A 24,846-nucleotide genomic window follows, 5' to 3' on the forward strand; every position below is an offset into this window, starting at 1 on the left:
CGTTAATTCTGTAATAAAGCGTTAAAACTGTTCAGAGCCTTGCCACCAACCAGGGCCTCTTCCGCTTCATAATAACAATCGGCAAAGCTTTTTTCAGGGCCGATGGTTTTAATGGCCAGCGCAGCGTTTGATAGCACCACGTTATTTTGAGCAAATGTACCCTGACCGCTAAGCACATCAGTAAATATTTTTGCCGAAGCAGCCACCGTGTCGCCACCGGTTATCTCCTTAGGATCTAACTTTTCAAAACCCAGGCTTTCAACCGTATTGATCTTTTCGCCTTCGGCCGAAAAGGTCTTGAAATCACAGGTAAGTGATACCTCATCATAGCCTTCCAGCGCGTTCACTATCGTATATTGGGTTGTAGATTTTTGATACAGATAGGCATAAACCCGGGCCAGTTCCAGGTTGAATACGCCAACCAACTGGTTATCGGGCTTGGCCGGGTTAACCAGCGGCCCCAACATATTGAAAAACGTTTTTACGCCCAATTCCCTGCGTATAGGGGCTACTGTTTTCATAGCCGGGTGAAACAGCGGCGCATGTAAAAAACAAATATTAGCTTTATCGATGCTAGTTTTCAGCTTATCGGCATCATTGGTAAATTGATAACCCAGGTACTCGATTACGTTGGATGAGCCGCAGCCCGATGATACACCATAATTACCATGTTTGGCCACTTTATACCCTGCACCAGCTACTACAAATGATGCCAGGGTTGATATATTGAACGTATCCTTACCATCGCCTCCGGTACCGCAAAGATCTATCAGCTGACCGGTTTCCAGATCGATAGGCAAACAAAGTTCCAGCATCGCATCACGGAAGCCTTCCAACTCCTCAACGGTAATGCTGCGCATGCAATACGCCGTCATAAATGCGGCCATTTGCGAGTTATTGTATTGCCCCTGGGCAATGTTCATCAAAATATTCTTTGATGCTTCCCTGGTAAAGGTTTTGTGTTCAAAAAGATGATTTAATATCTGTTTCATAAGCCCTATTCCCTACAGGGATTTTTATGATTAATTTTTTCTATTCATCCCTCAAAAATGAGGGCAACAAAAAAGGGTTACCTTATGGCAACCCTTCTGAATATTATGTTAAAAAACAAAAAACGGAATTGCCTTACGATTAATCGTTAAGCCACCACCAGTTATTGTTTAATACTATCATTTTCATTTGTGCCACAAATATGGAAATTGTTTTTACTAAAAGCAAACAGAATGATAAATTTACGCAAAAGCCGAAAAGCTTACACTCAAAAATGAACCACAATAATCGAAAAGTAAACCCGGAAGATGATCTTGGCTTTGGCACACAGCCAGTTATAAAAAGTCAGCCGGTAATTAATAAAGATGGATCCATCAATGTAAAACGAACCGGCCTCCCCTTTTTTAACCGGCTCAACAGCTATCAAACCCTCATCAACATGAGCTGGACAAAATTCTGGCTGGTTGTTTTAAGCGGTTACATGGTGGCCAACCTCACCTTTGCCAGCATATATGTTGCCCTTGGGCCAGATAGTCTTGACGGCAAAAGCGGCAGCACTTTTTTTGATCATTTTATGGATGCCTTCTTTTTTTCGGCACAAACCATATCAACTGTTGGTTACGGACATATTAGTCCGCAAGGGATGGCAGCCAATTGTGTAGCTGCTCTTGAATCCATGATGGGTTTACTGGCATTCGCTTTGGCTACAGGCTTACTTTATGGGCGTTTTTCAAAACCTACCGCCAAGATCAAATACAGCGAAAACATACTTGTGGCGCCCTATAAGGGCGATAAAACCGGCCTTATGTTCAGGCTGGCCAACTCCAGGCATAACGTACTGATCGATCTCCATATAGAAGTAAATTTCTCCTATAATGAAGAAGTAAATGGCAAAACAGAGCGCAAATTTTATCCCCTGATACTGGAACGTAAAGCAGTAAGCATATTATCTATTAACTGGACGGTAGTACATCCTATTGATGAGGATAGCCCACTGAAGGATTTTTCACGGGAAGATTTTGAGAAAGCCCAGGTAGTTTTTTCGGTACTACTAAGAATATTTGATGATACCTTTTCACAAACCGTTCACTCCCGTACTACCTATACCTATAAAGATATGGTATGGGATGCCAAATTCAGACCAACCTTTGACCGTGATGAGGATGGGCGGGTTGTATTGCATTTGGATAAGATCAATGATTTTGAGAAGGTGGTTCATTAGTTCATTTGTTTATTAGTTCATTGATATAAATGAGTAAATCCAGACCAATGAACAAATGAGCTAATGAACCAATAATCTATCTCAGCAACGGATTTTTCTCCTTCGAAAATACTTTATACGCCATTTTATCTAAAAATGATGGTACAAACTTACTGAGCAATACGGTAAGTTTCCCCTGCCCTGTCATGATGAGCGTGCGTGAGCGGTTTTCGATACCATCGGCTATGATCCGGGCTACTTCTTCGCTGGGCATCATTTTATTTTCGTCCATAGAGCTTTCGCCCTGCTGACTGCCATCTTTCGCAAGGGCGGTGTTACGGATGTTTGATGTAGTAAAGCCCGGACAAGCGGTTAGCACATGTACGCCAGTTTTTAAATTTTCTACCCTGATGGAGTCCAGGAAACCATTCATAGCGAATTTAGAAGCCGAATAGCCCGTGCGGCCAGGCAAACCCTTATAACCTGCTATGGACGATACCCCAACCACACTGCCTTGGGTTTTCAAAATCTCAGGTAAGGCGTATTTGGTACAATATACTGTTCCCCAGAAATTAACGTCCATTACAGTCTTTAATACCTCAACGTCGGCATCCTGGAACAACGCCCGCATGGAGATACCCGCGTTGTTGATCAGCACATCAATTTTACCAAAAGTGGTTACTGTTTGCCTTACCAGGTGCTCGCAATCTTGCTCGATAGCTACATCACATTGCACGGCAAGGGCTTTAATGTTATATTGTTTTTCCAGATCCTGTGCTATTTCGCAAAGGGTAACGTATTGACGAGCGGCCAATACTACATTTGCACCGCGTTTAGCACATTCAATAGCCAATGATTTACCAATGCCCGATGAGGCGCCGGTGATGATAACGATTTTATTATTCAACTTCATATGATGGAGGGTAAAGCCGCGGTAAGCCCTCCACTTTTATTTCGGGCACCTTAAACAAGTATTTTGTGGCGAATATAATCATAGCACCATAAAATTCCCTGATGTAAGCAAAGCTTAATTTTGCATTAGCCCTTGTATTAAAGTTGATGATATATGTTTTTGGAAAATAGTAATTTTTAAACCCGGTAAGCCTTACCCTGTATGACAGATCGATATCATATCCGTACAGATGGAAACGCTCATCAAGTAAGCCAACCAGGTCAAGGGCTTCTTTGCGGTACAGCATAAAAGCACCATTCAGCACATCAGTTTCGGAGGTTTGAAACTCTTCTACCCAATCTTTACGCTGCACATCGGTAAGGCGCGATTTTGAAAAATATTTGGCCAGCCCGGTCACTTTAAAAAATATGCCCCAGGGCCTGGTAAAACCATGCTTTGACTCTTTCAGGAAACGGCCTTCGGGCGTAATCATGCGTACGCCAAGTCCGCCTGAATCGGCATGCATATCCATAAATTCCAAGGCTTTCTCAATGGTCTTTTTGCCTGCAATAGTATCCGCATTGACCATTAAAACATACTCTCCCGAAACCAGTTTCAAGGCATGATTATAAGCTCTGGCTATACCCTCATTTTTGGCATTCGCAATAACCCTTACCTCCGGAAACTCTTCCTGAATCATAGCTAACGACCGGTCTGTCGAACCATTGTCAACCACAAAAACCTCATTCGTAACATCTTGAGCAGCTCTAACAACAGAGTTAAGCGCCAGGCGAAGCATGTTGCAGGTATTATAATTAACAATGATAACCGATAGTTTCATTTTTTACTTTGTCAGTGAGTTTTCATACGGAACACGTGTAGCAATGGATCGCCCTAAGGTAATCTCATCAACGTACTCCAACTCACCTCCAAAAGCTATGCCACGGGCAATGGTCGAGATAGTAATATTGAAACTTTTTACTCTTTTATGAAGATAGAACAAAGTTGTGTCGCCTTCCATGGTTGCACTAAGGGCAAAAATGATCTCTTTGGTCTCATTTGCCTTCAACCGTTCCACTAAAGTATCCACTTGCAGATCAGATGGCCCGATGCCGTCCATAGGCGATATCAAACCGCCCAGCACATGGTATACGCCATTGTACTGGTTGGTGTTTTCAATAGCCATCACATCGCGGGTATCTTCTACCACGCATATCAGGCTATGGTCGCGCTTGTGTGATGAGCAGATCTCACATACCGATTGATCGGAAATATTATGGCACACACTGCAAAACTGTATCTCGTTGCGTAATTTACTGATAGCCTTGCTAAACTGCTCTACCTCTTGCTTATCCTGATTCAACAAATGCAGCACTAGGCGCAGGGCGGTTTTTTGTCCTACTCCCGGCAGTTTGGCAAACTCCGCTACGGCATTCTCCAGCAATTTGGACGAAAAATTCATAGCACGAAGTTAAGGAATAACCCGCAATTCAGAAAAACCAGGCACACCCTCAATTTAGCTTTAAAGTGCTCATAAAAAATTGATAGGCTATCTCGCTAACCTCCTGTAATTCGGCCGGGCGTTCATGGGCCAGCTGTGGTTTGGTGTAATGCCCACGCTCGCCGGGCAAAACGATGAGTTTTTTGGCTGTGGGAATATTTTCTGTATAGTATTCCGCATTCAACTCTTTGGGAGCTATCAGGTCGGCAACCCCTACTACAATTTGTACAGGCACGGTTATACTTTGCAGACTCTCCCGGCTAAACGCATGCCCGATCGCTGGCCCCAGCGCGAAAACAGCCTTGATACGCCCGTCACGGAAGGAATCGCCCTGGTGTTTAGCCGATTGGATCATCACCGGATCGGTTTTAGACAAGGCGATGAGCCTATCAATGGCTGCACGGATCTGGGCAGGCGGTTGGGGTTCGCTTTTTACCAGGCTGTCCATATTGAATATTGGCCCTGCCAGCCAGATGGCCGTGGCCCCGCCCAGCGAAAAGCCGGCTACAGCTATTCTACTGGTATCTATCCGTGTTTTGAACTCACTGTCTACAAGGATCTTATCCAGCACTACCGAGATATCCCGGGGACGCTCCCACATGCAAAAGTCAGACAGGGTGCGGTCGTTTTCTGTTGTGCGGCGCTCTTCCAGGTTGGTACCGTTATGGGCCACCACGACCGCTATAAAACCCCTGGCAGCCAGGTAATAGCCCAACCAACGCATCTGCACCGGGTTGCCCTGCGCACCATGCGAGATCATGATGAGCGGATATTTACGTTTACCCGCGATACCAGCATTACGGTATACGCCTACTGGCGATGCAAACTGCTGTGGATCATCAACTTGCTCCGCTACACCCCCACTACCCGCCGGGTACCAGATCACCGTATGCAACGGCCGCGGACCCGTACCCAGCCAATTGCTCCGGCTGTTATCGGCAAAATCACGGGTGGTAGTGCCAACTTTGACGGTTTGCGCAAGGGCTATTTGGGCGCCTACCAGCAGGCATAAAACAAGTACTATATTTTTCATTGAATTTTCAATCTATCACTTGTCGCAAATATCTGGTGGCGGAGCAGTGTTGAGTTTGACAAAAGTCAATAAATCAAAATCGTTAAAATTGGTGCCCGGGGACTTTTTAAACCCTGGATTTTAACACTTTTTTAGTTAAAACAGGGGTAAAAACGTTTGCTTTTTGGCCATTTTAACTAAATTTTAACGCCATTTTAACACTTTTTAACAAATTTTTGATGCGTTTTGAAAACTTTAAAAAGTATTAAAATATTGGATGTCAAATAACCACATACCGAACGGTCGGTTTTTGGTCTTGTTTTGTTCTTAACCAAACAGCCCGGTTATCCTTTTTGAAGGGTAACCGGGCTGGTGTTTGTATAAAGATACGAAATTTTTGTGAGATGGGGAAATGAAGTAGATTTAGCCACAAGCAAGACACTTCCGGTAGCGTGGGGTATTTTTATCAAAATAAGCCTACTTTATAGTTGATTAATAATAACTTCCTAATCAATTTATAAAGTAAGCTTTTTCAACCCTTATTATTCTTTAACTTGATCAGAGCTTTCACCCTTCTCAATTCGGTCGGTTGGAAATTGTGGGATTTCTGGTGGGGGTGTTGTTAACTCAATCCTATCGGTGGGAAATTGAGGTATTGTTGGTTGAGGGTCTGGAGCCTCGTTTTCATCTGGATAACTCATAATCTTATGTAATTAATTATTAATGGTATAAAATTTAATGCTGTCAAAATTAAAGATACAATTAAATATGTCCTTGCTTTCTGTAGGTCTTTACTCCTTTTATCGTTGAAAATAATATGGTCATCGGTTAGTCCTGCTAATTTTAGAATTATTATTTGACTAAAATCAATCTTTCTTTCATTAGTTACAGTATTGTTATATTCTTCAATCTGTTTTTCATATTTAACGATATCGGATACATAAGCAAAGTTTTTATAAGCAAATCCTTTAAATAGATTATTGAATGATCTCATTATATAAAATATTGCCATAAAAAGAACAATAAGTAATACTACCAATATTAAGTGCCTCGGTTTAAAATCAGTAACATTATAGATAATGCTTTGGTCTTTTAGGGCATATGAATTTGAGGCAACTATAATCGTCAAAACCGTTATAGGTAAACTAATAGCATTATCTAAATTAATTCGTCTAGTTAATTCTCTATCGTATAAACTTTTATAAAATGAATAGCTGTCCATATCCAGTTATAGAACAAACAATTAGGAAATTTTAATTATTAGACCTATTAAATTATATTAATTTAACGCTTAAACCACTATTTGGTCCGCTGGGTAGTCCTAATGCTGTATCAATACCTTTATTATCCCTTAAATCTTGTAGCAGAGCATTAGGATCAACATGAGAGCCAATTAACTCTTCTGATTCGGGTCTGGGATTGGATGAAATTCTTGCCCTGTAGACTTCTAATCGCATGTTCTCTTCTAAGGCTCTTAAACACAAGCCTCTAATATAAAATCTATTAAATTCACCTTCTGCAAATGTCACAGATGCAGTTATCGGCACTTTAACCATTGTTACGCCAGCTCCGGCTTTTCTTTCTTCGTGACTTTTAAAACAATCGTTATTTTTCAATTCTTCTGCCAAAGAATCATCATTACCATTCAAAATGTGATCCGGCATTTTTTCCACATAAAAAGTATTACCGAAATCATTAAATCGTTTACTTAAAAAGCAATTGTTGTTATCAATGTCAGATTGAAACTCCGTTAACATATACTGCCTGGTGGTTTCGTCTAATGAGGCGTAGGTTAGTGCCATAATAGTTTAAGGATTAGGTTTAATCAAAGCTAATTTTATTTATTATCAATAACAAATTTCATTTGATTGTATTTCAATTTGTTATAGGCACACTCCCCGCTACCACAAGCGTCCTGCTTGTGGTGCGTACGCACAGTATAAACTTAGCATGATAGCCATAAGGGGGGACGCTTGCGGCAGCGCTCGGAGGATAAACCCGATGATTGCCTAATCTAATTCTTCGGCAGCTACCAATTCCGGTAAGTAGGGTCTTATATTACGCAGGGCACGTTCCGTGTATTCTTCCTTTTCGCCAACCGGCAGCACATAGCTTAGTGCATTTTTGGCTTCCTCGATGCCTGCTAATCGCGCGATGATCCATGCAGCGAGATAATGCGAGGCCAGGCAACCACCAACGGTGGCTATATTACCATTGGCAAAAAAGGGCTGGTTTAAAACATCTATGCCAGCGGCCACAACCCATGGCTTGGTTTTCAAATCGGTACAGGCAGGTGTACCATTTAATAAGCCCAGCCTGGCCAAAATAAGCGTTCCCGAGCACTGAGCGGCTAATAATTGCCGTGTTGGATCAAATTTCAGGCGGGCCATGACTTCCTGATCTTCAACAATTTCGCGGGTTTGCTTTCCGCTGCCAAAAATAACGGCATCAGCCTGGCATGCTTCTTCCAGTGTGGCTTGCGATTCAACTAGAACCCCGTTCATAGAGCGGACTTTGGCCGTTGGACAGGCAATGGAAACCCGCCAACCTGGCTTCTTAACACGGTTGAGAATACCTAATGCGATAAATGAATCCAACTCATTGTATCCGTCGAATGTAAGAATAGCGATATGCATATATTAATCTTCTATTGTTAAAGTAAATATATACACCTGCACACACTTAATTCAGCATCAGTTTGGTGAAATTTAATGGACACAGTCGGGTTTACTTTCGCTGGTATCACACACATGCCCCCCTCAGGAAACTCTAATTACCCAACCTTATCCTTCCCACCAGCAAACTCATACCCTGGCAGTATATACGCCGCTACGCCGAACAGGATGATGGGGATAAGCAGGTCGACGGAGGTGAATTCTTCTAAAACGTAGTGGCCTACTTCTAAGGAAATAAAATAGATGATCCATACCACAATAAAAAAGCGGCGTTTGATGGATGCGATCAGCGCTATGCCTATGCCAACTTCTAAAAAAGGGATCAGGCTCAGGTAAACATCAAACAGGGACGATGGCAGGTTGATGCGCAGGCCGGGGTTGGTAAACTGCTTGAGGTAATATTTATGAAAATTACCATGGCTGCAAAATTTACTGATACCGGCAACCAGCAGGGTGATGCTCATGGTAATGCGCAGCAGCAATTCCGCGTTTTTTAATGTTTTTATACTGATAATGTTTTCCATGCTTATGGTGATAATGGTTCTTGTTTATACTGAATACTAAAGGTTAAAACAAAGTTATCAGATTATGCCAAATCGCAAATGCTTGAATTCATTCTTTTGAATATCCCGCTACTGCAAGGGTGGGAAATGCGGATGGTTTCATAATTAATTCGCACAAAAATGAATGAAAAAAATACTTAGTTATTGCGATTTGTTTCCAGTTGGCATAGTAACTTTATTACTTAATAATCAGTTATATAACCACTAAATTTTTACTCATGAACACAACAAACCAAGATGCTGTTCCTACACCTAACGATGGAGAGGATAAACTAAATCAAGATGCTCCCCAGGATACCAATAACAGTGGATCATCTCCACAGAACGCTGAAAATGCACCAGAGGAACAAGGTAAAGAATTACCTCATATTCTTAAACCTGAGGAAGAATATCATTCTATTTTGAGGGGAGTAAATAAATAAACATTTCCCTGCCTGGCGCACGCGTGCACCGGCAATTGAGCGAAATCATTCTTTCGAATACTCCAGTAAATCTCCCGGCTGACAGTCGAGCGCCTGGCAAATGGCCTCGAGCGTACTGAAACGGATGGCTTTGGCTTTGCCGGTTTTGAGGATAGAAAGATTGGCCAACGTGAGATCAACTTTTTCTGATAGCTCATTTAACGACATTTTCCGTTTGGCCATCATCACATCTAAATTTACAATGATCGGCATGGCTTATATAGTTAATTCGTTTTCGGCCTGCATCTCTACCCCTCTTTTAAATATCTGCCCTATCACAAAAAGGGTAACACTCATAAACAGCCACACATCGGCCCCACCCAGGCGCAAATCCTGTATATCGGGTATGGCTACCCCCTGCCCGGTTAGCCAACTGGTATATTTAACGCCCCACCAGGAGAACAGGCCTATCATAAAGGTGATACAGGCTATATTAAAAATAAAGCGCCTCAGCACCCCGTTAAAAGGCCGCGCCAGATTGAAATTTTTATCGTGCAGTATTTTGATGATGAGGTAAAACAACCAGGCTTTCAGTATGGCAACAACGCTCATCAGCAGCATCGCAGCAAAAAAATACCAGGTATTATACGCCAGGAGCGCCGATAGATCAGCCTCATGCCAAAGATGTTTCACCACAGACGGATTCACCAGTGCAAAAGAAGCGTTTACTATAAAGCCACCGGCTTCAATACATATACCAACAAATATTATCCACGCCAGTACGAGCAATACCGTCAGCGTTCGTTTGGTAGTAATTTCCATAACGGTTTCATTTTTAAAAACAGCAATACAATTATAAATAAATATTTATTGATAATCAATAATTTTTTATTGAAATATCAAATCATCCTGGCCAAATTGCCCAGCTGTTTTAGCTTAAATTGGAGCTCGTTCGTCCAACGCAGGCCGATGCAGAGCCGCATACAGTTTTCAAACTGATCCTGCAGGGTAAACATCCGTCCGGGGGCAATGCTGATGCCTTGTTTAATAGCCAGATCGTACAGTTTGGCAGTATCAATTCCTTTGGGGAATTCTACCCAAAGCGAAAGCCCGCCCTGTGGCCGGCTGGTTTTGGTGCCTTCCGGGAAGTACTGGGCTATGGCCGGTATATAACGCTGATAATTATCCTGTATCACGCGGCGAAGCTGGCGCAGGTGATTTTCGTACTTGCCCGTGGTCACAAAATTACCTACGGCTTCCTGTACAATAGATGAGGAGGATATGGAATGGATGAGTTTTAGCTTGAGTAATTTTTCCTTGTATTTGCCCGGGGCTACCCAGCCTACCCGGTAACCCGGCGCAAGGGTTTTGGATACGGAGCCGCACCACAAAACATTGCCTCCCTGGTCAAAAGCTTTGCAACATTTCGGTCGCTGCGTACCGAAATATAGATCGCCATAGATGTCGTCCTCAATCAGCGGGATGTGATGTTTGGCCAACAGCTCAACAACTTCTTTTTTATGTTCATCGGGCATGCAGCTGCCCAGCGGTGTATTAAAGTTGGGCACCAGCAAACAGATATCAATTTTGGGGATAGCCTGTTTTAAGGCCTCAATCTCCAGGCCAGTAACCGGGTGTGTTGGCAATTCCAGTATTTTACAGCCCAGGCTTATGGCCAGTTGCAAAATGCCCGGATAACAAGGACTTTCCACGGCAACCGTATCGCCCGGTTTTGTGAGGGCCATCAAGCAAAGGGAAACCGCGTTCATGGCGCCACTGGTAGTAACCAGGTCATTTTCATGCAAGTTCCCTCCCCAGGCCAGGGAACGGACGGCTATCATCCTGCGCAGTTTTATATTACCCTGTAAGGGCTCGTAGGCCGTACCACCTTCCCTAAGCTCCCGCGTGGCATGTACAATTTCCTTTTTCAGCTTGGCCAGCGGCAGCAGATCACCAGATGGCGCGCTGATGGAAAAAAGCGTGAGCCCGCTATTCCCCATATTGCCATATACCTTGCTGATCAATTCGTCAGGTTCGCTATTAGTAGCTAAGGCCGATGGACGGCTTACTTCGGGCAGCGGAAGCTTGAGATATGGCAAGCTGCTCACAAAATAACCCGATTGCGGTTTGGAATCGACCAGCGATTGTGCTTCCAGCTCCAGAAAAACCCGCTTGGCGGTGTTCATGCTGATGCCATGCTCCTTACATAATAGGCGTACAGAAGGCAGTTTGTCGCCCGCCTGCAAAACCCCACTGCTGATCTGGGCCGCAATTCCGTTTGCAATTTCACTGTAAAGAAAATCCTTGCTCATGCTGTAAATATAACTGTATCCATCAAAATACACAAAACTGAGTCTGTAACCTTTATTATGTGCTATTTATTTTTGTAACCATAATAATTAACCATCATATCATGATCAGCAGTAAAGCATTACCCGACAAATTAGCAGCAAACAGTAACAGCGGTTGGATCAACGGATTCATCGGTATACTCATATTCAGCGGTTCGATGCCTGCAACACGGGTGGCTGTACTGGGTTTTAATCCTTTATTTTTAACAGTTGCCCGTGCCACCATCGCGGGGCTGCTTGCTCTTTGTGTACTACTGATCTTTAAAGAGAAGCGCCCGGCGAGGGGGCATATTTTTTCGTTGGTTATTGTAGCCATAGGCTGCGTTATCGGCTTCCCTTTATTAAGTGCCCTGGCCCTGCAGCATATCACTTCGGCCCATTCCATCGTATTCCTGGGGATTTTACCGCTCACTACAGCCATATTTGGCGTATTGCGTGGCGGTGAGCGACCTCAGCCGGTATTCTGGATCTTCTCGGTATTGGGGAGTTTGTTTGTGGTAGGCTTCGCGGTTATCCAGGGGCTTTCTGCATCGCCCGTTGGCGATATCCTGATGCTGTTATCCATCATCTTATGCGGACTTGGTTATGCCGAAGGGGCAAAACTTTCCAAAATATTGGGTGGCTGGCAGGTGATCTGCTGGGCCCTGGTGCTATCGTTACCTTTTGTGATACCTACGATGTTCTTTTTATTGCCCAAATCATTCGCCGGAGTTGATACAGCGGCATGGACCGGGCTGGCTTACGTTTCCCTGTTCAGCATGCTTATTGGTTTCGTGTTCTGGTACCGCGGACTGGCGCAGGGAGGTATAGCCGCCGTGGGACAGCTACAGCTATTACAGCCATTTTTTGGTTTAGCCCTGGCGGCCACTTTGCTACACGAAAAGGTGAGCCTGGGTATGGTGGGCGTTACCATTGGGGTAATCCTTTGTGTCGCCGGTTCAAAAAAATTTGCCAGGTAACTCATTAATCTACAAAAGCATTATTTATAAAAAACCAAATATATCTACCGCTACTGATAAACATGAGTTTGGCTATGTGCTGGATATGAAATACCGTTGTATGTAAATATAATAATTCGACTTACCCCGACATCACTATGCTCGCCCCCTATCTCCGCTTCGCGCATAGGGGGTATTTCTCTTTCTTTACACTATTCAGCCGTGATCAGTGTTATCATCGCTCCCCACAATACAAATGAGGCCTTAATGGTGCAATGATAGCACCAACCGCGGGTTGAAAACCATCATCAAACAAAAGCCCCCGCTTTGCAACGGGGGCCTTGTGATTAATAAGTAAAGGTTATTGTATTTTAACCGACGATACTACATCATTAGCCGTGGGCGAAAGATTCGGAAAATGCGGGGTATCGGCATTGAGCTGCCAGGAAGTACCCTGGAAATTATCATCGCTGTACATGGTCACCGTCCAGCCATCAGGTATGCTTGCAGATGATGCCCAGTTATCTACAAAACCATACTGTTGCAATTGCGCTAACGTATAACTGCCCTTCGGGATAGGCTTGGTGGCGGTGCCACCATACATGGTATTGGCATAAAATGTTACTCCCGGTGGAAACAGGCAAACGTTTTTAGGGAACAGCTGCAAAAAGGTAACCAGGCTGCTGGCCTCGTACGATTGGATATAACCTGTTGGACAGGTCACCGCATAATTGCGGTAAGTAAGATTGCGTGCCCTGTCGCGGTTGAGCCAGCCGGTAGTTAAGTTTTGTTTTATCCAGTCCAGGTATTGGGTTTGACCTCCTTCGTTAACCAATTGCATCATATAATCGGCAAATATGGCTTTCATGACACCCTGCTCGTTAAAATCGCCTTCGGCAGGCAGTATACCATCGGTACACAGGTTATTTTTTACGTAATCGGCATATCTTTTGGCATCGGCCAGGTAGGCGGCATTATGCGATTGTTTGTACAGCAAATAAGCAGCGCCAATGGCAGTGCCCGCATTATAAGTATAAGCCTGTCCACCCGGAGGGTTACTGCCTATCTTATTATCATAAACCTGGCCGGTGCCGGCATCCGTAAGGTTGGTTTTAGCCCAGGTATAAATGGATTGCGCTTTGGTTAAATAGGCTTTATCATGCGTGATATTGTACAGGCGCATGGCCCCTATAACGGTTGGGAAATTGATGCAGGAATTTTTACCGCTATGATTAAAATCCCAAAACATGCCGCCATCAACCGGATCATAAGAGCCAGCCCAAACCCGATCGAAACCAGCCTTGGCATTTTGCAGGTAAGCAGGGTTACCGGTAAGCTGATGAGCACGGGCCAGAGCCATTACCCACCACATCATATCATCGTAGATAAACCAGGTGGTGGTATTGTTCCAGTTATAACCATCGTACTGGTTAAAGCCGCCCTGATACATGGCGTTTACCCGGGCCAGCTGAGCAGGCTTCCGGGTGCGGTTATACACATCCATGGCCATATCCCAATAGATAGCCTGCGTCCATATCGCAGCTATACCATCCTTATTAGTGGTGCTGTAATACAGGTTAGTATTGGGGTTAAAACAGGCCGCGTCAAAGGCCGAATAAGCCAGATCGGCAATAGATTCATTGGAGTTGGCGAGGCTGAGTACGTTGACATGTTGCTGCTTGCCGATCGCGTCGGTATTAGCTGTACCAGGAGGGATAACCCTGGCTTTGCTACAGCTTAGCAAAGTGGCGCACGCGCCCCAAACCACAAAAAAGAAAGTTTTTTGTACATTCATAGATTTCGGTATTAAGGTTTAATAATTGGTTATTATTGATAACAATAATAAGGCGAACCAATACTTAAACTGAGGTTAAGCCTCATAAAAAAATCGTTAACCCGTTTATTAACCGCGACGTTAACCTTTGTTTAATTAGTGTATTATTGATTTAGTGAATGTTTTTCTGACTGAGCCGGTTTGCAATCTACTTGCGCTCGTTTGCAACGAGTGAACGGGAGGCAAGGGAGGTTTTAACCCGGTTCAAACAAAAATAACCGAATTCAAACATCCGAATTCCGAATTCAAAATTATCTTTTGTAAAAAAAGTTTCCGACTTTCGGAATAAACCGAGACACGGACTTCCCCGGCTTTCGGTCTTACAGACTTAAAACAAACATATGTCGCCCGGAATTCTACTTTCATTCATTATTGGTTATTTTTTGGTATTGCTGATCATATCATGGCTCACGTCCAAAAAATCATCAGATAACGATACTTTTTTTGTAGCCAACCGCAATTCCAAGTGGTACCTGGTGGCTTTCGGGATGATCGGCACAGCCTTGAGTGGTGTTACTTTTATTTCGGTACCGGGCAAAGTTGGTGCCCCATCCGGCGATCAGTTCTCTTACTTTCAGTTTGTATTGGGTAATGCAGCTGGCTTTATCATTATTGCCACCGTGCTGCTGCCGTTGTATTACCGGCTCAAACTCACCTCTATTTACAGTTATATTGAGGGCGCCCTGGGTACCTGGAGCTATAAAACCGCGGCAGGCATATTCCTCATCAGCAGGGTTATTGGCTCGGCATTCAGGCTTTACCTGGTAGTTATCGTTCTGCAAAAATTCATTTTTGATAGTTATCATATCCCTTTTGCTGTCACAGTGCTTATTTGTTTGCTGCTTATTTGGTCGTACACGTTTAAGGGTGGCTTAAAAACCATTATCATTACCGATAGTTTGCAAACTTTTTTCCTGGTGCTCTCGGTATTTCTGTCGATCTATTTTATTTGCCAGAGCCTGCACATGAATATTTTTGAAGCTGCTAATGCTATTAAAGACAGCAGCTATTCCAAGATATTTTTCTTTAATGATTTTCTGAGCAGCAAGCTCCATTTTACCAAAGCTTTCCTGGGTGGTTTGTTTATTACCGTAGGTATGACGGGACTTGACCAGGATTTGATGCAAAAGAACCTGAGCCTTAAAAACATCAAAGAGGCGCAGAAAAACATGTTCAGCTTTACGGGGGTATTTGTAGTGATCAATATTTTCTTTTTAAGTGTGGGTGCTTTACTATGGCTGTATGCCAACAAATACGGTATCCATGTAGATAAAACTGACTACCTGTACCCTACTATCGCCCTCAAATACCTGGGTATAGTACCGGCCATGGTGTTTATGCTGGGCCTAACTGCCGCCACCTTTGCCACTACCGATTCGGCTCTCACCGCATTAACAACCTCATTCTGTGTCGATTTCCTCAACTTTAATAAAAAGGGCGACCTTAACAGCAAAAAAATGGTGGGCATCAGGCATGGGGTTCACATCGCCTTTTCGGGGCTCATGTTTTTGACCATTATCATATTTAATGCTATTAATAATGATGCCGTGGTAAGTGCCATATTCGCGGTAGCTTCTTATACCTACGGGCCACTGCTGGGTTTATATTCCTTTGGCCTGTTTATGAGCAATATGCAGGTACGCGACAAGCTGGTGCCTTTTATTTGTTTGATATCACCAGCGATATGCTATTTTTTAAGCACCGAATCGGCCAAATTTTTAGAGGGTTATGTTTTCAGTAACGAACTGATCATTGTAAACGGATTCATTACTTTTGTGGGACTCTGGATCACATCGGTAGAAAAACCGCAAAGGAAAAAAAAGCCGAGAAAACCCAAAAGCCCAATAGCTGCGTGAATGAGTGACCGCACTACAATTTGAACAATAATTTATCCTGCAAAGCGAAACATAATTATATTTTTACGTTATTAATCTTCTGGACTAATAGAAGAAACAATCTTCCGGACTAATAATAAAAAACAATGACAGGCGAAGAAAAGATAAGACAAGCGTTTGAGAACAAGAACTGGCAGGAAATAAAGGTTACCGATTCCTGGCAGATATTTAAAATAATGGCCGAATTTGTTGACGGCTTTGAAAAACTAGCTAAGATAGGTCCTTGCGTATCCATATTCGGATCGGCACGCACCCATAATGATAACCGGTATTATCAACTGGCCGAGGATACCGCCCGCCTGCTTACCGAGCATGGTTACGGCGTAATATCAGGTGGCGGGCCAGGTATTATGGAAGCTGCTAATAAAGGCGCTTATGAAGCGGGTGGCAAATCGGTAGGTTTAAATATCGAACTGCCGTTTGAGCAGTTTCATAACAAATATATCGACAGGGATAAGATTCTGGAGTTTGATTATTTCTTTATCCGCAAGGTGATGTTCATGAAATACTCGCAGGGCTTTATCATTTTGCCCGGCGGTTTTGGTACTATGGACGAATCATTTGAGGCCATCACCCTGATACAAACCGGTAAAATTGCCCGTTTCCCCATCATTTTTGTTGGGGTGGAATACTGGAAAGGCCTGTTTAACTGGGTAGAAGAAAAAATGCTTGCCGAACAGCACAACATCAACCCCGACGATCTGAACCTGTACCGCGTAGTTGATACCGCCGAAGAAGCCGTAGAACACATTACCCGTTTCTACAACAAGTACGTATTGAAACCGAACTTTTAATATTCAAGCACATAAAAAGCCCCGGTTAACCGGGGCTTTTTATTTATGATGGGTTTACAGAAAAGCACTTAGCTTGCCCAGATGAGCACACCTCAGCAGCCGTTGCTGTACAACCATCAACAGTTACACAGCCATATCCTGTCGAAGTCAGTTCACCGTGACTGGTTAAACAGTAACAATCCATCTGAAGTACCCCTCCCATAACCCCTTTCATTTGTTTTCTTGAAAGTTTGTTTGTATCATATTTTTTCATAGTTGTGAAGTTTTTAATAAATATTATGTGATTAAAAATGTAACAGGAAATAAGTAAACTATCCTAGTTTAAAGATTCAGGAACAATATTTCCAAATATTATCCAACAATTAATACTGCTTTTTATTTATTAGCTATTTATTTATCACTGTGCACACATTTACCTAACCAGGAAAGGGGGCTAATACATTTATTTTTAAAATCATTTGTAACAAATAGTACCTTAATGAGTCTTTTCTATCTTTAAGCCGCTCCCCCTATACTGATTTTATTATCCGGAAGATCACATTATGTCACGATGTACCCCTCAATGTGTCGTAATAGCCCCTTTCAGCTTTGGGTATGCGGTGGTAAATTTGACCTGTAAACAATTTGCAAAAACATATACTCATGAGCACTAAAGTTAAACCCCAGGCCGCCTTAGGATTTATTTTTGTTACCCTGCTGATAGATATTATTGGTTTTGGCATCATCATACCTGTACTGCCTAAATTGATACAGCATCTCATTCACGGTAATTTGAGCGATGCTTCGCGTTATGGAGGCTGGCTGGCATTTGCTTATGCCATTATGCAATTTATCTGTGCCCCGCTGCTGGGTAATTTAAGTGACAAATACGGTCGCAGGCCGGTGTTGCTGGCATCATTACTGGGTTTTAGTATCGATTATACTTTCCTGGCTTTTGCACCATCTATAGGCTGGCTCTTTGTAGGCAGGCTCATTGCCGGTATTACCGGAGCCAGTTTTACTACCGCCTCGGCTTATATTGCCGATATCAGCACACCTGAAAAGCGGGCGCAAAATTTCGGGCTCATTGGCGCAGCCTTTGGCCTGGGCTTTATCATAGGTCCGGTATTAGGTGGTATACTGGGACAATACAGCACCAAGCTGCCTTTTATAGCAGCTGCGGTATTGGCTTTGATCAATGCCTTATACGGCTTTTTCATTCTACCGGAGTCGCTGTCAATGGATCATCGCCGTGAATTTGAGTGGAAAAGAGCCAACCCTATGGGCTCACTGATACAATTACGAAAATATCCAACTATTAGCGGGCTGGTAGTATCGTTGATATTGATATACATTGCAGCCCAGGCTGTACAAAGTACATGGACGTTTTTCACCATGGAGAAATTCAGCTGGAACGAGGCTTGGGTAGGTTATTCACTGGGTTTTGTTGGGGTGATGTCGGCACTGGTACAGGGCTGGCTTATCCGGATCATCATTCCTAAGTTTGGTCAGCAAAAAAGTATATGGATGGGCCTGTTGCTTTATAGCCTCGGCTTGTTCCTGTTTGCCTTTGCCACCAAAGGCTGGATGATGTTTGCCATATTGGTTCCTTACTGCCTGGGTGGTATAGCAGGTCCGGCTTTACAGGGCATTATCAGCCAGGAAGTGCCTCCCAACGAACAGGGAGAGCTGCAGGGTGGCTTAACCAGTTTAATGAGTGCTACAACCATCATTGGACCACCGATGATGACCACCCTGTTTGCTTATTTCACCAGCAAGAACGCGCCCGTACAATTTGCCGGGGCACCTTTTATGGCAGGGGCTGTGTTGATGCTGCTAAGCACAGTACTGGTAATACGAAGCTTCAGGAACGTTAAAACCACACCAGTGGAGGAAGAGGAATTAAAAGTAGAATCGATACCATAAAATTTGTCTATTTTTAAAATAAGATACCCGGGGTAAAAGTGTAAAATGCGCAGTGCAAAAACTTTTACCCCCTTTTAATGCTTTATACTTTTAATGACCGACAAACCTAAAAAAAAGCACTCGGCCGCGCTGGGATTTATATTTGTTACCTTATTTGTAGACGTGCTTGGTCTGGGGATCATTATACCGGTAATGCCCAAATTACTGGAAACATTGGGCCATATTGACGTAAGTACCGCTACCCAGTACAATGGCTATTTAACGTTCACCTACGCTTCCATGCAATTCCTGTTTTCATCGGTACTGGGTAACCTGAGCGACAGGTATGGCCGGCGACCAGTGCTGCTAAGCTCGCTACTTGGTTTTGGCATCGATTATATTTTTATGGCTTTTGCACCTACCATAGGCTGGCTTTTTGTGGGGCGTACCATCGCGGGTATCACGGGTGCCAGCAACTCCACCGCAACCGCTTATATAGCCGACATCAGTACCGGCAAAAACCGGGCGGCCAACTTCGGGCTGGTGGGTGCGGCATCAGGCCTGGGCTTTATCATCGGGATAGGGCTTGGTGCTTACCTGGGAGAGCTCAATGTAAAATTCCCTTTTATGGCAGCAGCCGCTTTCGCGCTTATCAACGCGGCTTACGGCTATTTTGTGCTGCCCGAGTCATTGGCCGTCAAAAATCGAAGAAGATTTGAGTGGAAAAAATCAAACCCTATCAGTTCTTTACGCAACCTTGGTAAATATCCGGCACTTATTGGTCTGGTGGCATCATTTTCACTGGTATATGTAGCCCAAAAAGCTGTTGAATATGTGTTATCCTTTTTCCTGATCGAAAAATTTAACTGGACACTGCCCAATATCGGAACGCTGGGTATTTTTATAGGCGTAGTGCTGGTGGCCATACAAGGCGGATTGATTCGCTATACCATCCCTAAATTCGGGCAGGAAAAAAACATTGTGGCAGGCCTGCTTTTTTATACGCTTGGTTTAACACTGATAGCTTTTGCCAATCATGGTTGGCTCATGTATTTGTATATGATACCTTATTGCCTGGGTGGCATATCCGGCCCGGCATTGCAGGGATTGATCACCGGTACCGTATCGCCCAAAGAACAGGGCGAATTGCAGGGCTCCTTAACCAGTTTAACCAGTGTGGCTGTTATCATTGGCCCCTTATTAATGAGCTCGGTTTTCCACCTGTTCACCCATCGCAATACAGCCACCTATTTTCCGGGGGCGCCTTATATCCTGGGCGCTTTACTAATGCTGATCAGCACATTTTTAGCCATCAGAAGCTTTAAAAGAGCCCAAGGCTTAAAGCCGAAAGCAGAAAACCTTGAAAAAAGTTTAGAGTCGAATGCCTAAGGTTTTCAGCTTAATGATCCAAACCGCTTACTCCGCCTGAGATAACGAATTTCATCATGTCGGCAGCGTTTTTGTCGAGGTGTTTTACTTTGGAGGCCGATATGATCACCACCTGCCCGGCAAAGGAGTAAGAATATGGAAAGTAAACGGCAACTTCGCCAGGTAAACCAAGTGTCTCCAGGTCCTTTTGCACAATGAAGCCTATTTTTTTTAACCCAAATTCATTCACCTCCACAATAACAGGTTCGTTAAACTTCTTCTCCTCCCCTACAATGGCTTCGGTCAGATCTTTAATAGATGAATACAGGAATTTGATAAGCGGCAACCGGTTAAGCCAGCGGTTAAACCATCGCTTTATAGGATCGGTGATCACATTGGTTACCAATATGCCTGCTATCAGGATCACTACCACCACGTTCAGGATACCCAAACCGGGAATGTACACGTGCTTACCCTCCTTATCAACCCACAACACATCACTCAGATTCAGCGCTTTATCAATGGTTGACACCGCCCAGTAAATCAAAAAGAATGCGGCGCCTATAGGTACTACTACCAATAACCCTTTTACAAAATACCTTAATAACGCACCCGCTAATCTGTTCATATCTATTTTTTTAGTATCAAGTAGATAGTATCAAGTATCACGACTTTTTCCTTTTGACATTGAAGAAGCAAGATATCTTGATACTTGATACTATCTACTTGATACTCTATTCATAAAAATACACTCTTTTTACCCGTTGTGAAACATTAGTTAATATTTCGTACGGAATAGTGCCTATTTGTTTGGCCAGTTCTTCAATGCGGTGCTTATCATCAAAAATGATCACCTCATCGCCTTCGCTTACATCCAGGCCGCTTACATCCAGCATACACATATCCATGGTAATGTTACCAACAGTAGGCACCAGCGTACCTTTTACCAGCATTTTACCAATGCCATTACCAAAAGCGCGTAAGTAACCATCGGCATAGCCAATACGTACAGTGGCTATTTTGCCATCTTTTGGCAAGCTTCCACTGCGACCATAACTAATCGTATCTCCTGCTGGTATTTTTTTCACCTGGGCCACACTGGTTTTTAAGCGGGCAACAGGCTGCAGAGCCTGCTCCGAAGCCTGTACCGACGAATCTATACCGTACAAGCCTATGCCCAATCGCACCATATCATAGTGTGCACCTGGGAAACGGATAATGCCCGAGGTATTGCAGATATGTTTGATCACCTTATAACCCAATGTTTTCTCGATCTCTTTAAAAGCCTTTTCAAAACGTTTGATCTGCGTTTTGCTAAATTCATCATGTTGCGGCGCCTCACTGGCTACCAGGTGCGAAAATACCGATTCGACCCGGATATACCGGTTTTGCTCCAACATATCGCACAGCATATCTATCTCAAAGCCCTCAAAACCCAGGCGGTGCATGCCCGTATCGATCTTCAGGTGTACCGGATAGCCAGACAGACCGTGATCACGGCTATAGGATACAAAATCATCCAGCAGACCAAAACTATAAATCACGGGCTGCAGTTTATGCTCGGCCAGTTTATCAAATGCAGATGCCTCCGGATTAAGTACCACCAACGGCAGATTAATACCTGCCTGACGCAGGGCCACGCCTTCGTCAATATAAGCCACGGCCAGGTAGTCGGCTTTGTTGTATTGCAGCATATTGGCCACCTCAAAAGTGCCGCTGCCGTACGAAAACGCTTTGACCATGGCCATCACTTTTACACCCGGCTTTAATTTGGAGCGGTAAAAATTGAGGTTACCCAACAGCGTATTCAGGTTGATCTCCATGATGGTTTCATGCGCCTTTTGCGTAAGGGCACTGCTGATACGCTCAAACTCAAAGCTACGCGAACCTTTGATAAGGATAGTCTCTTCTTTAAAATTAAGCGCCTTGAGCTGTTGTACCAATGCAGTAGTATCAGCAAAAAAATGCTGTTCGGGCAGTGCAAAGCAGGTTTGGTTGTTCATTAGCGCCGGGCCAACGCCAATAAACCTATCTATTTTTTGGGTACCGATGAGCGTGGCCACCTGGCAGTACAGCACATCCTGCTGCAAGCCCGATTGCAAAATATCCGACAGGATAAGTGTTTTTTTCTGATGCTGGTTTTGCTGCCCCAGGAAATTGAGCGCTATCTCCAGCGATTGCAGATCGGAGTTATAGGTATCGTCAATAACCGAACAATTATTGATGCCGTTTTTCAGCTCCAGGCGCATACTTACCGGGTTAAGGCGTTCAATGCGCCTATCAGCCTCGGCCGGACTATAGCCCATGGCCAGCATAACGGCCCAGCAGGTAATGGCATTTTCTACCGAAGCCTGATCTGAAAACGGGATGAGGCATTCAATTTCTTTTTTTTGATAATAGGCCCTCAGGTAATACTTTTTGGAGATCACGGTTTCGCTGAAAACATACAGATCGGCCACCTTGAACTTGCGGCTCCAGGTAAAAGTATTTTTTACCGGGATATCCTTCTGATAATCCAGCAGATCATCGTAATGATAGATCAACTGCTTGCTCTTTTTAAACAGCAACAGCTTCTCCAGTACTTTTTGGCGCCTGTTGGTAAACCCCTCGTCATGGGCCGAACCAATATGTGTCAACACACCTATCTGTGGCCTGATCATGGCCCAGAGTTTTTCCATCTCGTTTACCGTGGAAATACCCGCCTCAAAAATCCCCAGATCGTTACGACCGTTGATTTGCCATACCGATAGTGGCACGCCAATTTGTGAGTTGTAACTTTTAGGATTACGTACAATATTTTTATCGGCGGTAAGTAATTGGTACAGCCACTCTTTTACAATGGTTTTGCCATTACTCCCGGTTATGCCTATTACCTGTAACTTAAACTGACACCTATGAGCAGCAGCCAGCGCCTGTAAAGCAGTCAGCGGATCATCAACCCGTAAAAAATTGGCCCCGGGCAGGTTAAATTCGGGCCCATGTTTAACCACAAAATTACGCACACCAGCGGCATAAGCTTCGGCCACAAATTCATGACCGTTGCGGCGGGCACTCAATGCAAAAAACAATCCTTCGGCCGCGTTATTGATCCTGCGGCTATCGGTAAGCAGGGTACTTATAACACTGTCATTTACAATATTACCTTCGGCGTTAATGATGACCTTTACCTCAGTGATGGTGTATTGATTATTATGCATGCCACGAATTTGAGTATATTATCTAACAATAGCAGAATTTTTAACGAATTTTGACATTAATGGACGAGCCCAAAAAGATCAAGATAAGCAACCCGGAAGTAGCATTGGCCAAGGCCGAACATTTTTGCGCCTACCAGGAACGTTCGCAACAGGAAGTACGTGATAAGCTGTATGAATGGGGCCTTTGGCCCGATGCTGTTGAACAAACCATCAGCCGGTTAATAGAAGGAAACTTTTTGAATGAAGACCGCTTTGCTAAAGCTTATGTAAAAGGTAAATTCAGCCAGAAAGCCTGGGGCAAAATCAAAATAAAACAAGGCCTGAAACTGAAACGTGTTCCGGATGTACTTATCAAAAAGGCACTCTTAACTATTGATCTTGACGATTATATGGCTTCGTTGACTCGTTTGCTGGAAAAGAAAGCGACATCGGTAACCGAAAAAAATGAGTTTAAACGCCGTTACAAACTACAACAATACGCTATGGGCCGCGGATATGAAGCCGACCTTATAGTTGAAGTTTTGAAAAACAACGACTTATAAAAAACTTTAAAAAAATAAATTTTTCTATTTGCAGAATATGGTTTTCTGTCTATATTTGCACTCCCAACGCGAAAGTAGCTCAGTTGGTAGAGCACGACCTTGCCAAGGTCGGGGTCGCGAGTTCGAATCTCGTCTTTCGCTCAAAGCCCTTCCTTCAAAAAGATGGGCTTTATTTTTAAAAGGTTAACACCTGCTCAGATGGTGGAACTGGTAGACACGCAGGACTTAAAATCCTGTTCCCGTAAACGGAGTGCGGGTTCGATTCCCGCTCTGAGTACTTGACGGGAAAGACGATTTGGCAATCGATCTTTCCCGTTTTTATTTACACATAACTTTTTGTTAATCTGAAAGATAAGCCTAACAACATCATTCAATCTACCGGTTCGATATTCCGTTCCGTCAAAACACAGTTTTTCTCGATATATCGAACCAATTATCTCCCTTTTCTTCAAGACATCGCCATCTTTATAGAGCATTTCCAGCTTAGAAAGTACCTCTACGGCCTTTAAAACCATTCTATCAATACTGATAGTGTTCGATTTTTGTACCTTCGCCTCCATCAATTGTATTTCCAGCCTTTTAATCTTTTCATCACAATCTTTCTTCATTATTCCATAGTCCTCCGCATCCAGTTTTTCATCGAAAACCATCTCCCTTGCTTTGGCTAATTTACTTTGAAGTTTAACGATCTGTTCATTAATCTCCTTGCGTTCGTCGCGCGTGCTGCCCTTATGTGCCTTATAAATATCTATTATGACCAGCTGATACAGCTCTGCCATGCCATCGATTGGTATAAACTTTTTTAATT

General features: G+C 43.6%; 25 protein-coding genes and 2 tRNA genes. 10 read left to right on the forward strand and 17 right to left on the reverse strand.

Going from position 1 to position 24,846, the window contains the following annotated elements; genetic code table 11:
- Positions 1 to 2: 2 nt before the first annotated feature.
- Positions 3 to 992, reverse strand: a complete 990-nt coding sequence (gene trpD / locus FHW89_RS12000) for an anthranilate phosphoribosyltransferase (RefSeq protein ID WP_172335271.1) — start codon at positions 990 to 992, stop codon at positions 3 to 5.
- A gap of 272 nt (positions 993 to 1,264) precedes the next feature.
- Here trpD and FHW89_RS12005 point away from each other — a divergent pair, with 272 nt between their 5' ends.
- Complete coding sequence (locus FHW89_RS12005; RefSeq protein ID WP_172335272.1) at positions 1,265 to 2,212, forward strand: ion channel; 948 nt, start codon at positions 1,265 to 1,267, stop codon at positions 2,210 to 2,212.
- A gap of 76 nt (positions 2,213 to 2,288) precedes the next feature.
- Here the strand turns inward: FHW89_RS12005 and FHW89_RS12010 are convergent, their stop codons facing one another.
- The 9 genes from FHW89_RS12010 to FHW89_RS12050 all read right to left on the reverse strand — a co-directional run bounded on the left by FHW89_RS12010 (position 2,289) and on the right by FHW89_RS12050 (position 8,795).
- Entirely contained in the window at positions 2,289 to 3,104 is an 816-nt protein-coding gene (locus FHW89_RS12010; protein WP_172335273.1) for an SDR family oxidoreductase, read from the reverse strand.
- Positions 3,091 to 3,924, reverse strand: coding sequence for a glycosyltransferase family 2 protein (locus FHW89_RS12015; RefSeq protein WP_172335274.1), 834 nt, complete (start codon positions 3,922 to 3,924; stop codon positions 3,091 to 3,093). Before FHW89_RS12015 ends, FHW89_RS12010 begins: the two co-directional genes overlap by 14 nt.
- A 3-nt stretch (positions 3,925 to 3,927) precedes the next feature.
- The gene (recR, locus tag FHW89_RS12020; RefSeq protein WP_172335275.1) at positions 3,928 to 4,545 is read right to left on the reverse strand and encodes a recombination mediator RecR; all 618 of its coding nucleotides are present in this window, start codon (positions 4,543 to 4,545) and stop codon (positions 3,928 to 3,930) included.
- A gap of 49 nt (positions 4,546 to 4,594) precedes the next feature.
- Positions 4,595 to 5,617 carry a dienelactone hydrolase family protein gene (locus FHW89_RS12025; protein WP_172335276.1) on the reverse strand — a complete coding sequence of 341 codons (1,023 nt, stop codon included), beginning with the start codon at positions 5,615 to 5,617 and terminating at the stop codon, positions 4,595 to 4,597.
- Between the two features lie 521 nt (positions 5,618 to 6,138).
- The gene (locus FHW89_RS12030; RefSeq protein WP_172335277.1) at positions 6,139 to 6,297 is read right to left on the reverse strand and encodes a hypothetical protein; all 159 of its coding nucleotides are present in this window, start codon (positions 6,295 to 6,297) and stop codon (positions 6,139 to 6,141) included.
- The gene (locus FHW89_RS12035) at positions 6,294 to 6,818 is read right to left on the reverse strand and encodes a hypothetical protein (protein WP_172335278.1); all 525 of its coding nucleotides are present in this window, start codon (positions 6,816 to 6,818) and stop codon (positions 6,294 to 6,296) included. The genes FHW89_RS12030 and FHW89_RS12035 overlap by 4 nt, the downstream gene beginning before the upstream one ends.
- A gap of 52 nt (positions 6,819 to 6,870) precedes the next feature.
- A complete protein-coding gene (locus FHW89_RS12040) occupies positions 6,871 to 7,398 on the reverse strand; it encodes a hypothetical protein (RefSeq protein ID WP_172335279.1) in 528 nt (175 codons plus the stop codon).
- A 207-nt stretch (positions 7,399 to 7,605) separates the two neighbouring features.
- Positions 7,606 to 8,232 carry a DJ-1/PfpI family protein gene (locus tag FHW89_RS12045; RefSeq protein ID WP_172335280.1) on the reverse strand — a complete coding sequence of 209 codons (627 nt, stop codon included), beginning with the start codon at positions 8,230 to 8,232 and terminating at the stop codon, positions 7,606 to 7,608.
- Between the two features lie 137 nt (positions 8,233 to 8,369).
- A complete protein-coding gene (locus tag FHW89_RS12050) occupies positions 8,370 to 8,795 on the reverse strand; it encodes a hypothetical protein (RefSeq protein WP_172335281.1) in 426 nt (141 codons plus the stop codon).
- A 257-nt stretch (positions 8,796 to 9,052) separates the two neighbouring features.
- Between FHW89_RS12050 and FHW89_RS12055 the strand changes: the two genes are divergently transcribed.
- Positions 9,053 to 9,256 (forward strand): hypothetical protein, encoded by a 204-nt coding sequence (locus FHW89_RS12055; RefSeq protein WP_172335282.1) that lies wholly within the window; start codon positions 9,053 to 9,055, stop codon positions 9,254 to 9,256.
- 45 nt (positions 9,257 to 9,301) lie between these two features.
- On the opposite strand, the gene FHW89_RS12060 is transcribed toward FHW89_RS12055, so the two are convergent.
- The 3 genes from FHW89_RS12060 to FHW89_RS12070 form a co-directional block, all read right to left on the reverse strand.
- Positions 9,302 to 9,508: a helix-turn-helix transcriptional regulator gene (locus FHW89_RS12060; protein WP_090464456.1), complete on the reverse strand. Its 207-nt coding sequence runs from the start codon at positions 9,506 to 9,508 to the stop codon at positions 9,302 to 9,304.
- A gap of 3 nt (positions 9,509 to 9,511) precedes the next feature.
- Positions 9,512 to 10,057, reverse strand: a complete 546-nt coding sequence (locus FHW89_RS12065) for a DUF2975 domain-containing protein (protein ID WP_172335283.1) — start codon at positions 10,055 to 10,057, stop codon at positions 9,512 to 9,514.
- 77 nt (positions 10,058 to 10,134) lie between these two features.
- Positions 10,135 to 11,547 carry a PLP-dependent aminotransferase family protein gene (locus tag FHW89_RS12070; RefSeq protein WP_172335284.1) on the reverse strand — a complete coding sequence of 471 codons (1,413 nt, stop codon included), beginning with the start codon at positions 11,545 to 11,547 and terminating at the stop codon, positions 10,135 to 10,137.
- Positions 11,548 to 11,648: 101 nt separating this feature from the next.
- On the opposite strand from FHW89_RS12070, the gene FHW89_RS12075 reads away from it, so the two are divergent.
- Positions 11,649 to 12,545, forward strand: coding sequence for a DMT family transporter (locus FHW89_RS12075; RefSeq protein ID WP_172335285.1), 897 nt, complete (start codon positions 11,649 to 11,651; stop codon positions 12,543 to 12,545).
- A gap of 340 nt (positions 12,546 to 12,885) precedes the next feature.
- Here the strand turns inward: FHW89_RS12075 and FHW89_RS12080 are convergent, their stop codons facing one another.
- On the reverse strand, positions 12,886 to 14,319 hold the full coding sequence (locus FHW89_RS12080) for a glycoside hydrolase family 76 protein (protein WP_216650547.1): 1,434 nt from the start codon (positions 14,317 to 14,319) through the stop codon (positions 12,886 to 12,888).
- 380 nt (positions 14,320 to 14,699) lie between these two features.
- On the opposite strand from FHW89_RS12080, the gene FHW89_RS12085 reads away from it, so the two are divergent.
- Both FHW89_RS12085 and FHW89_RS12090 read left to right on the forward strand, forming a co-directional pair.
- Complete coding sequence (locus FHW89_RS12085; protein WP_172335286.1) at positions 14,700 to 16,214, forward strand: sodium:solute symporter; 1,515 nt, start codon at positions 14,700 to 14,702, stop codon at positions 16,212 to 16,214.
- Between the two features lie 125 nt (positions 16,215 to 16,339).
- Entirely contained in the window at positions 16,340 to 17,047 is a 708-nt protein-coding gene (locus tag FHW89_RS12090) for a TIGR00730 family Rossman fold protein (protein ID WP_172335287.1), read from the forward strand.
- A gap of 43 nt (positions 17,048 to 17,090) precedes the next feature.
- Here FHW89_RS12090 and FHW89_RS12095 read toward each other — a convergent pair whose 3' ends face one another.
- Positions 17,091 to 17,300, reverse strand: a complete 210-nt coding sequence (locus FHW89_RS12095; protein ID WP_172335288.1) for a hypothetical protein — start codon at positions 17,298 to 17,300, stop codon at positions 17,091 to 17,093.
- A 389-nt stretch (positions 17,301 to 17,689) separates the two neighbouring features.
- Between FHW89_RS12095 and FHW89_RS12100 the strand changes: the two genes are divergently transcribed.
- Together FHW89_RS12100 and FHW89_RS12105 are read left to right on the forward strand one after the other, a co-directional pair.
- Positions 17,690 to 18,952, forward strand: coding sequence for a TCR/Tet family MFS transporter (locus tag FHW89_RS12100; RefSeq protein ID WP_172335289.1), 1,263 nt, complete (start codon positions 17,690 to 17,692; stop codon positions 18,950 to 18,952).
- A 93-nt stretch (positions 18,953 to 19,045) separates the two neighbouring features.
- Positions 19,046 to 20,320, forward strand: coding sequence for a TCR/Tet family MFS transporter (locus FHW89_RS12105; protein WP_172335290.1), 1,275 nt, complete (start codon positions 19,046 to 19,048; stop codon positions 20,318 to 20,320).
- Positions 20,321 to 20,330: 10 nt separating this feature from the next.
- Here FHW89_RS12105 and FHW89_RS12110 read toward each other — a convergent pair whose 3' ends face one another.
- Together FHW89_RS12110 and FHW89_RS12115 are read right to left on the reverse strand one after the other, a co-directional pair.
- Positions 20,331 to 20,927 (reverse strand): DUF502 domain-containing protein, encoded by a 597-nt coding sequence (locus tag FHW89_RS12110; RefSeq protein ID WP_172335291.1) that lies wholly within the window; start codon positions 20,925 to 20,927, stop codon positions 20,331 to 20,333.
- 106 nt (positions 20,928 to 21,033) lie between these two features.
- Positions 21,034 to 23,496: a bifunctional UDP-N-acetylmuramoyl-tripeptide:D-alanyl-D-alanine ligase/alanine racemase gene (locus tag FHW89_RS12115; RefSeq protein WP_172335292.1), complete on the reverse strand. Its 2,463-nt coding sequence runs from the start codon at positions 23,494 to 23,496 to the stop codon at positions 21,034 to 21,036.
- 59 nt (positions 23,497 to 23,555) lie between these two features.
- Between FHW89_RS12115 and FHW89_RS12120 the strand changes: the two genes are divergently transcribed.
- From FHW89_RS12120 to FHW89_RS12130, 3 genes are all read left to right on the forward strand, one after another.
- Complete coding sequence (locus FHW89_RS12120; protein WP_172335293.1) at positions 23,556 to 24,038, forward strand: regulatory protein RecX; 483 nt, start codon at positions 23,556 to 23,558, stop codon at positions 24,036 to 24,038.
- A gap of 68 nt (positions 24,039 to 24,106) precedes the next feature.
- Positions 24,107 to 24,179 (forward strand) — tRNA-Gly (locus FHW89_RS12125).
- Positions 24,180 to 24,230: 51 nt separating this feature from the next.
- A tRNA-Leu gene (locus FHW89_RS12130) sits at positions 24,231 to 24,315 on the forward strand.
- The last annotated feature ends 531 nt before the right edge of the window (positions 24,316 to 24,846 follow it).

Source organism: Mucilaginibacter sp. SG564 (assembly GCF_013149275.1).
Classification (GTDB): Bacteria; Bacteroidota; Bacteroidia; order Sphingobacteriales; family Sphingobacteriaceae; genus Mucilaginibacter.

Coding starts and splice junctions, on each gene's coding strand:
- FHW89_RS12015 (WP_172335274.1), bottom strand. CDS start 3,924: ATGAAACTATCGGTTATCATTGTTAATTATAATACCTGCAACATGCTT.
- FHW89_RS12100 (WP_172335289.1), top strand. CDS start 17,690: ATGAGCACTAAAGTTAAACCCCAGGCCGCCTTAGGATTTATTTTTGTT.
- FHW89_RS12090 (WP_172335287.1), top strand. CDS start 16,340: ATGACAGGCGAAGAAAAGATAAGACAAGCGTTTGAGAACAAGAACTGG.
- FHW89_RS12085 (WP_172335286.1), top strand. CDS start 14,700: ATGTCGCCCGGAATTCTACTTTCATTCATTATTGGTTATTTTTTGGTA.
- FHW89_RS12050 (WP_172335281.1), bottom strand. CDS start 8,795: ATGGAAAACATTATCAGTATAAAAACATTAAAAAACGCGGAATTGCTG.
- FHW89_RS12120 (WP_172335293.1), top strand. CDS start 23,556: ATGGACGAGCCCAAAAAGATCAAGATAAGCAACCCGGAAGTAGCATTG.
- trpD (WP_172335271.1), bottom strand. CDS start 992: ATGAAACAGATATTAAATCATCTTTTTGAACACAAAACCTTTACCAGG.
- FHW89_RS12105 (WP_172335290.1), top strand. CDS start 19,046: ATGACCGACAAACCTAAAAAAAAGCACTCGGCCGCGCTGGGATTTATA.
- FHW89_RS12045 (WP_172335280.1), bottom strand. CDS start 8,232: ATGCATATCGCTATTCTTACATTCGACGGATACAATGAGTTGGATTCA.
- FHW89_RS12010 (WP_172335273.1), bottom strand. CDS start 3,104: ATGAAGTTGAATAATAAAATCGTTATCATCACCGGCGCCTCATCGGGC.
- FHW89_RS12040 (WP_172335279.1), bottom strand. CDS start 7,398: ATGGCACTAACCTACGCCTCATTAGACGAAACCACCAGGCAGTATATG.
- FHW89_RS12070 (WP_172335284.1), bottom strand. CDS start 11,547: ATGAGCAAGGATTTTCTTTACAGTGAAATTGCAAACGGAATTGCGGCC.
- FHW89_RS12025 (WP_172335276.1), bottom strand. CDS start 5,617: ATGAAAAATATAGTACTTGTTTTATGCCTGCTGGTAGGCGCCCAAATA.
- FHW89_RS12035 (WP_172335278.1), bottom strand. CDS start 6,818: ATGGACAGCTATTCATTTTATAAAAGTTTATACGATAGAGAATTAACT.
- FHW89_RS12055 (WP_172335282.1), top strand. CDS start 9,053: ATGAACACAACAAACCAAGATGCTGTTCCTACACCTAACGATGGAGAG.
- FHW89_RS12095 (WP_172335288.1), bottom strand. CDS start 17,300: ATGAAAAAATATGATACAAACAAACTTTCAAGAAAACAAATGAAAGGG.
- FHW89_RS12115 (WP_172335292.1), bottom strand. CDS start 23,496: ATGCATAATAATCAATACACCATCACTGAGGTAAAGGTCATCATTAAC.
- FHW89_RS12110 (WP_172335291.1), bottom strand. CDS start 20,927: ATGAACAGATTAGCGGGTGCGTTATTAAGGTATTTTGTAAAAGGGTTA.
- FHW89_RS12080 (WP_216650547.1), bottom strand. CDS start 14,319: ATGAATGTACAAAAAACTTTCTTTTTTGTGGTTTGGGGCGCGTGCGCC.
- FHW89_RS12030 (WP_172335277.1), bottom strand. CDS start 6,297: ATGAGTTATCCAGATGAAAACGAGGCTCCAGACCCTCAACCAACAATA.
- FHW89_RS12005 (WP_172335272.1), top strand. CDS start 1,265: ATGAACCACAATAATCGAAAAGTAAACCCGGAAGATGATCTTGGCTTT.
- FHW89_RS12075 (WP_172335285.1), top strand. CDS start 11,649: ATGATCAGCAGTAAAGCATTACCCGACAAATTAGCAGCAAACAGTAAC.
- recR (WP_172335275.1), bottom strand. CDS start 4,545: ATGAATTTTTCGTCCAAATTGCTGGAGAATGCCGTAGCGGAGTTTGCC.
- FHW89_RS12065 (WP_172335283.1), bottom strand. CDS start 10,057: ATGGAAATTACTACCAAACGAACGCTGACGGTATTGCTCGTACTGGCG.
- FHW89_RS12060 (WP_090464456.1), bottom strand. CDS start 9,508: ATGCCGATCATTGTAAATTTAGATGTGATGATGGCCAAACGGAAAATG.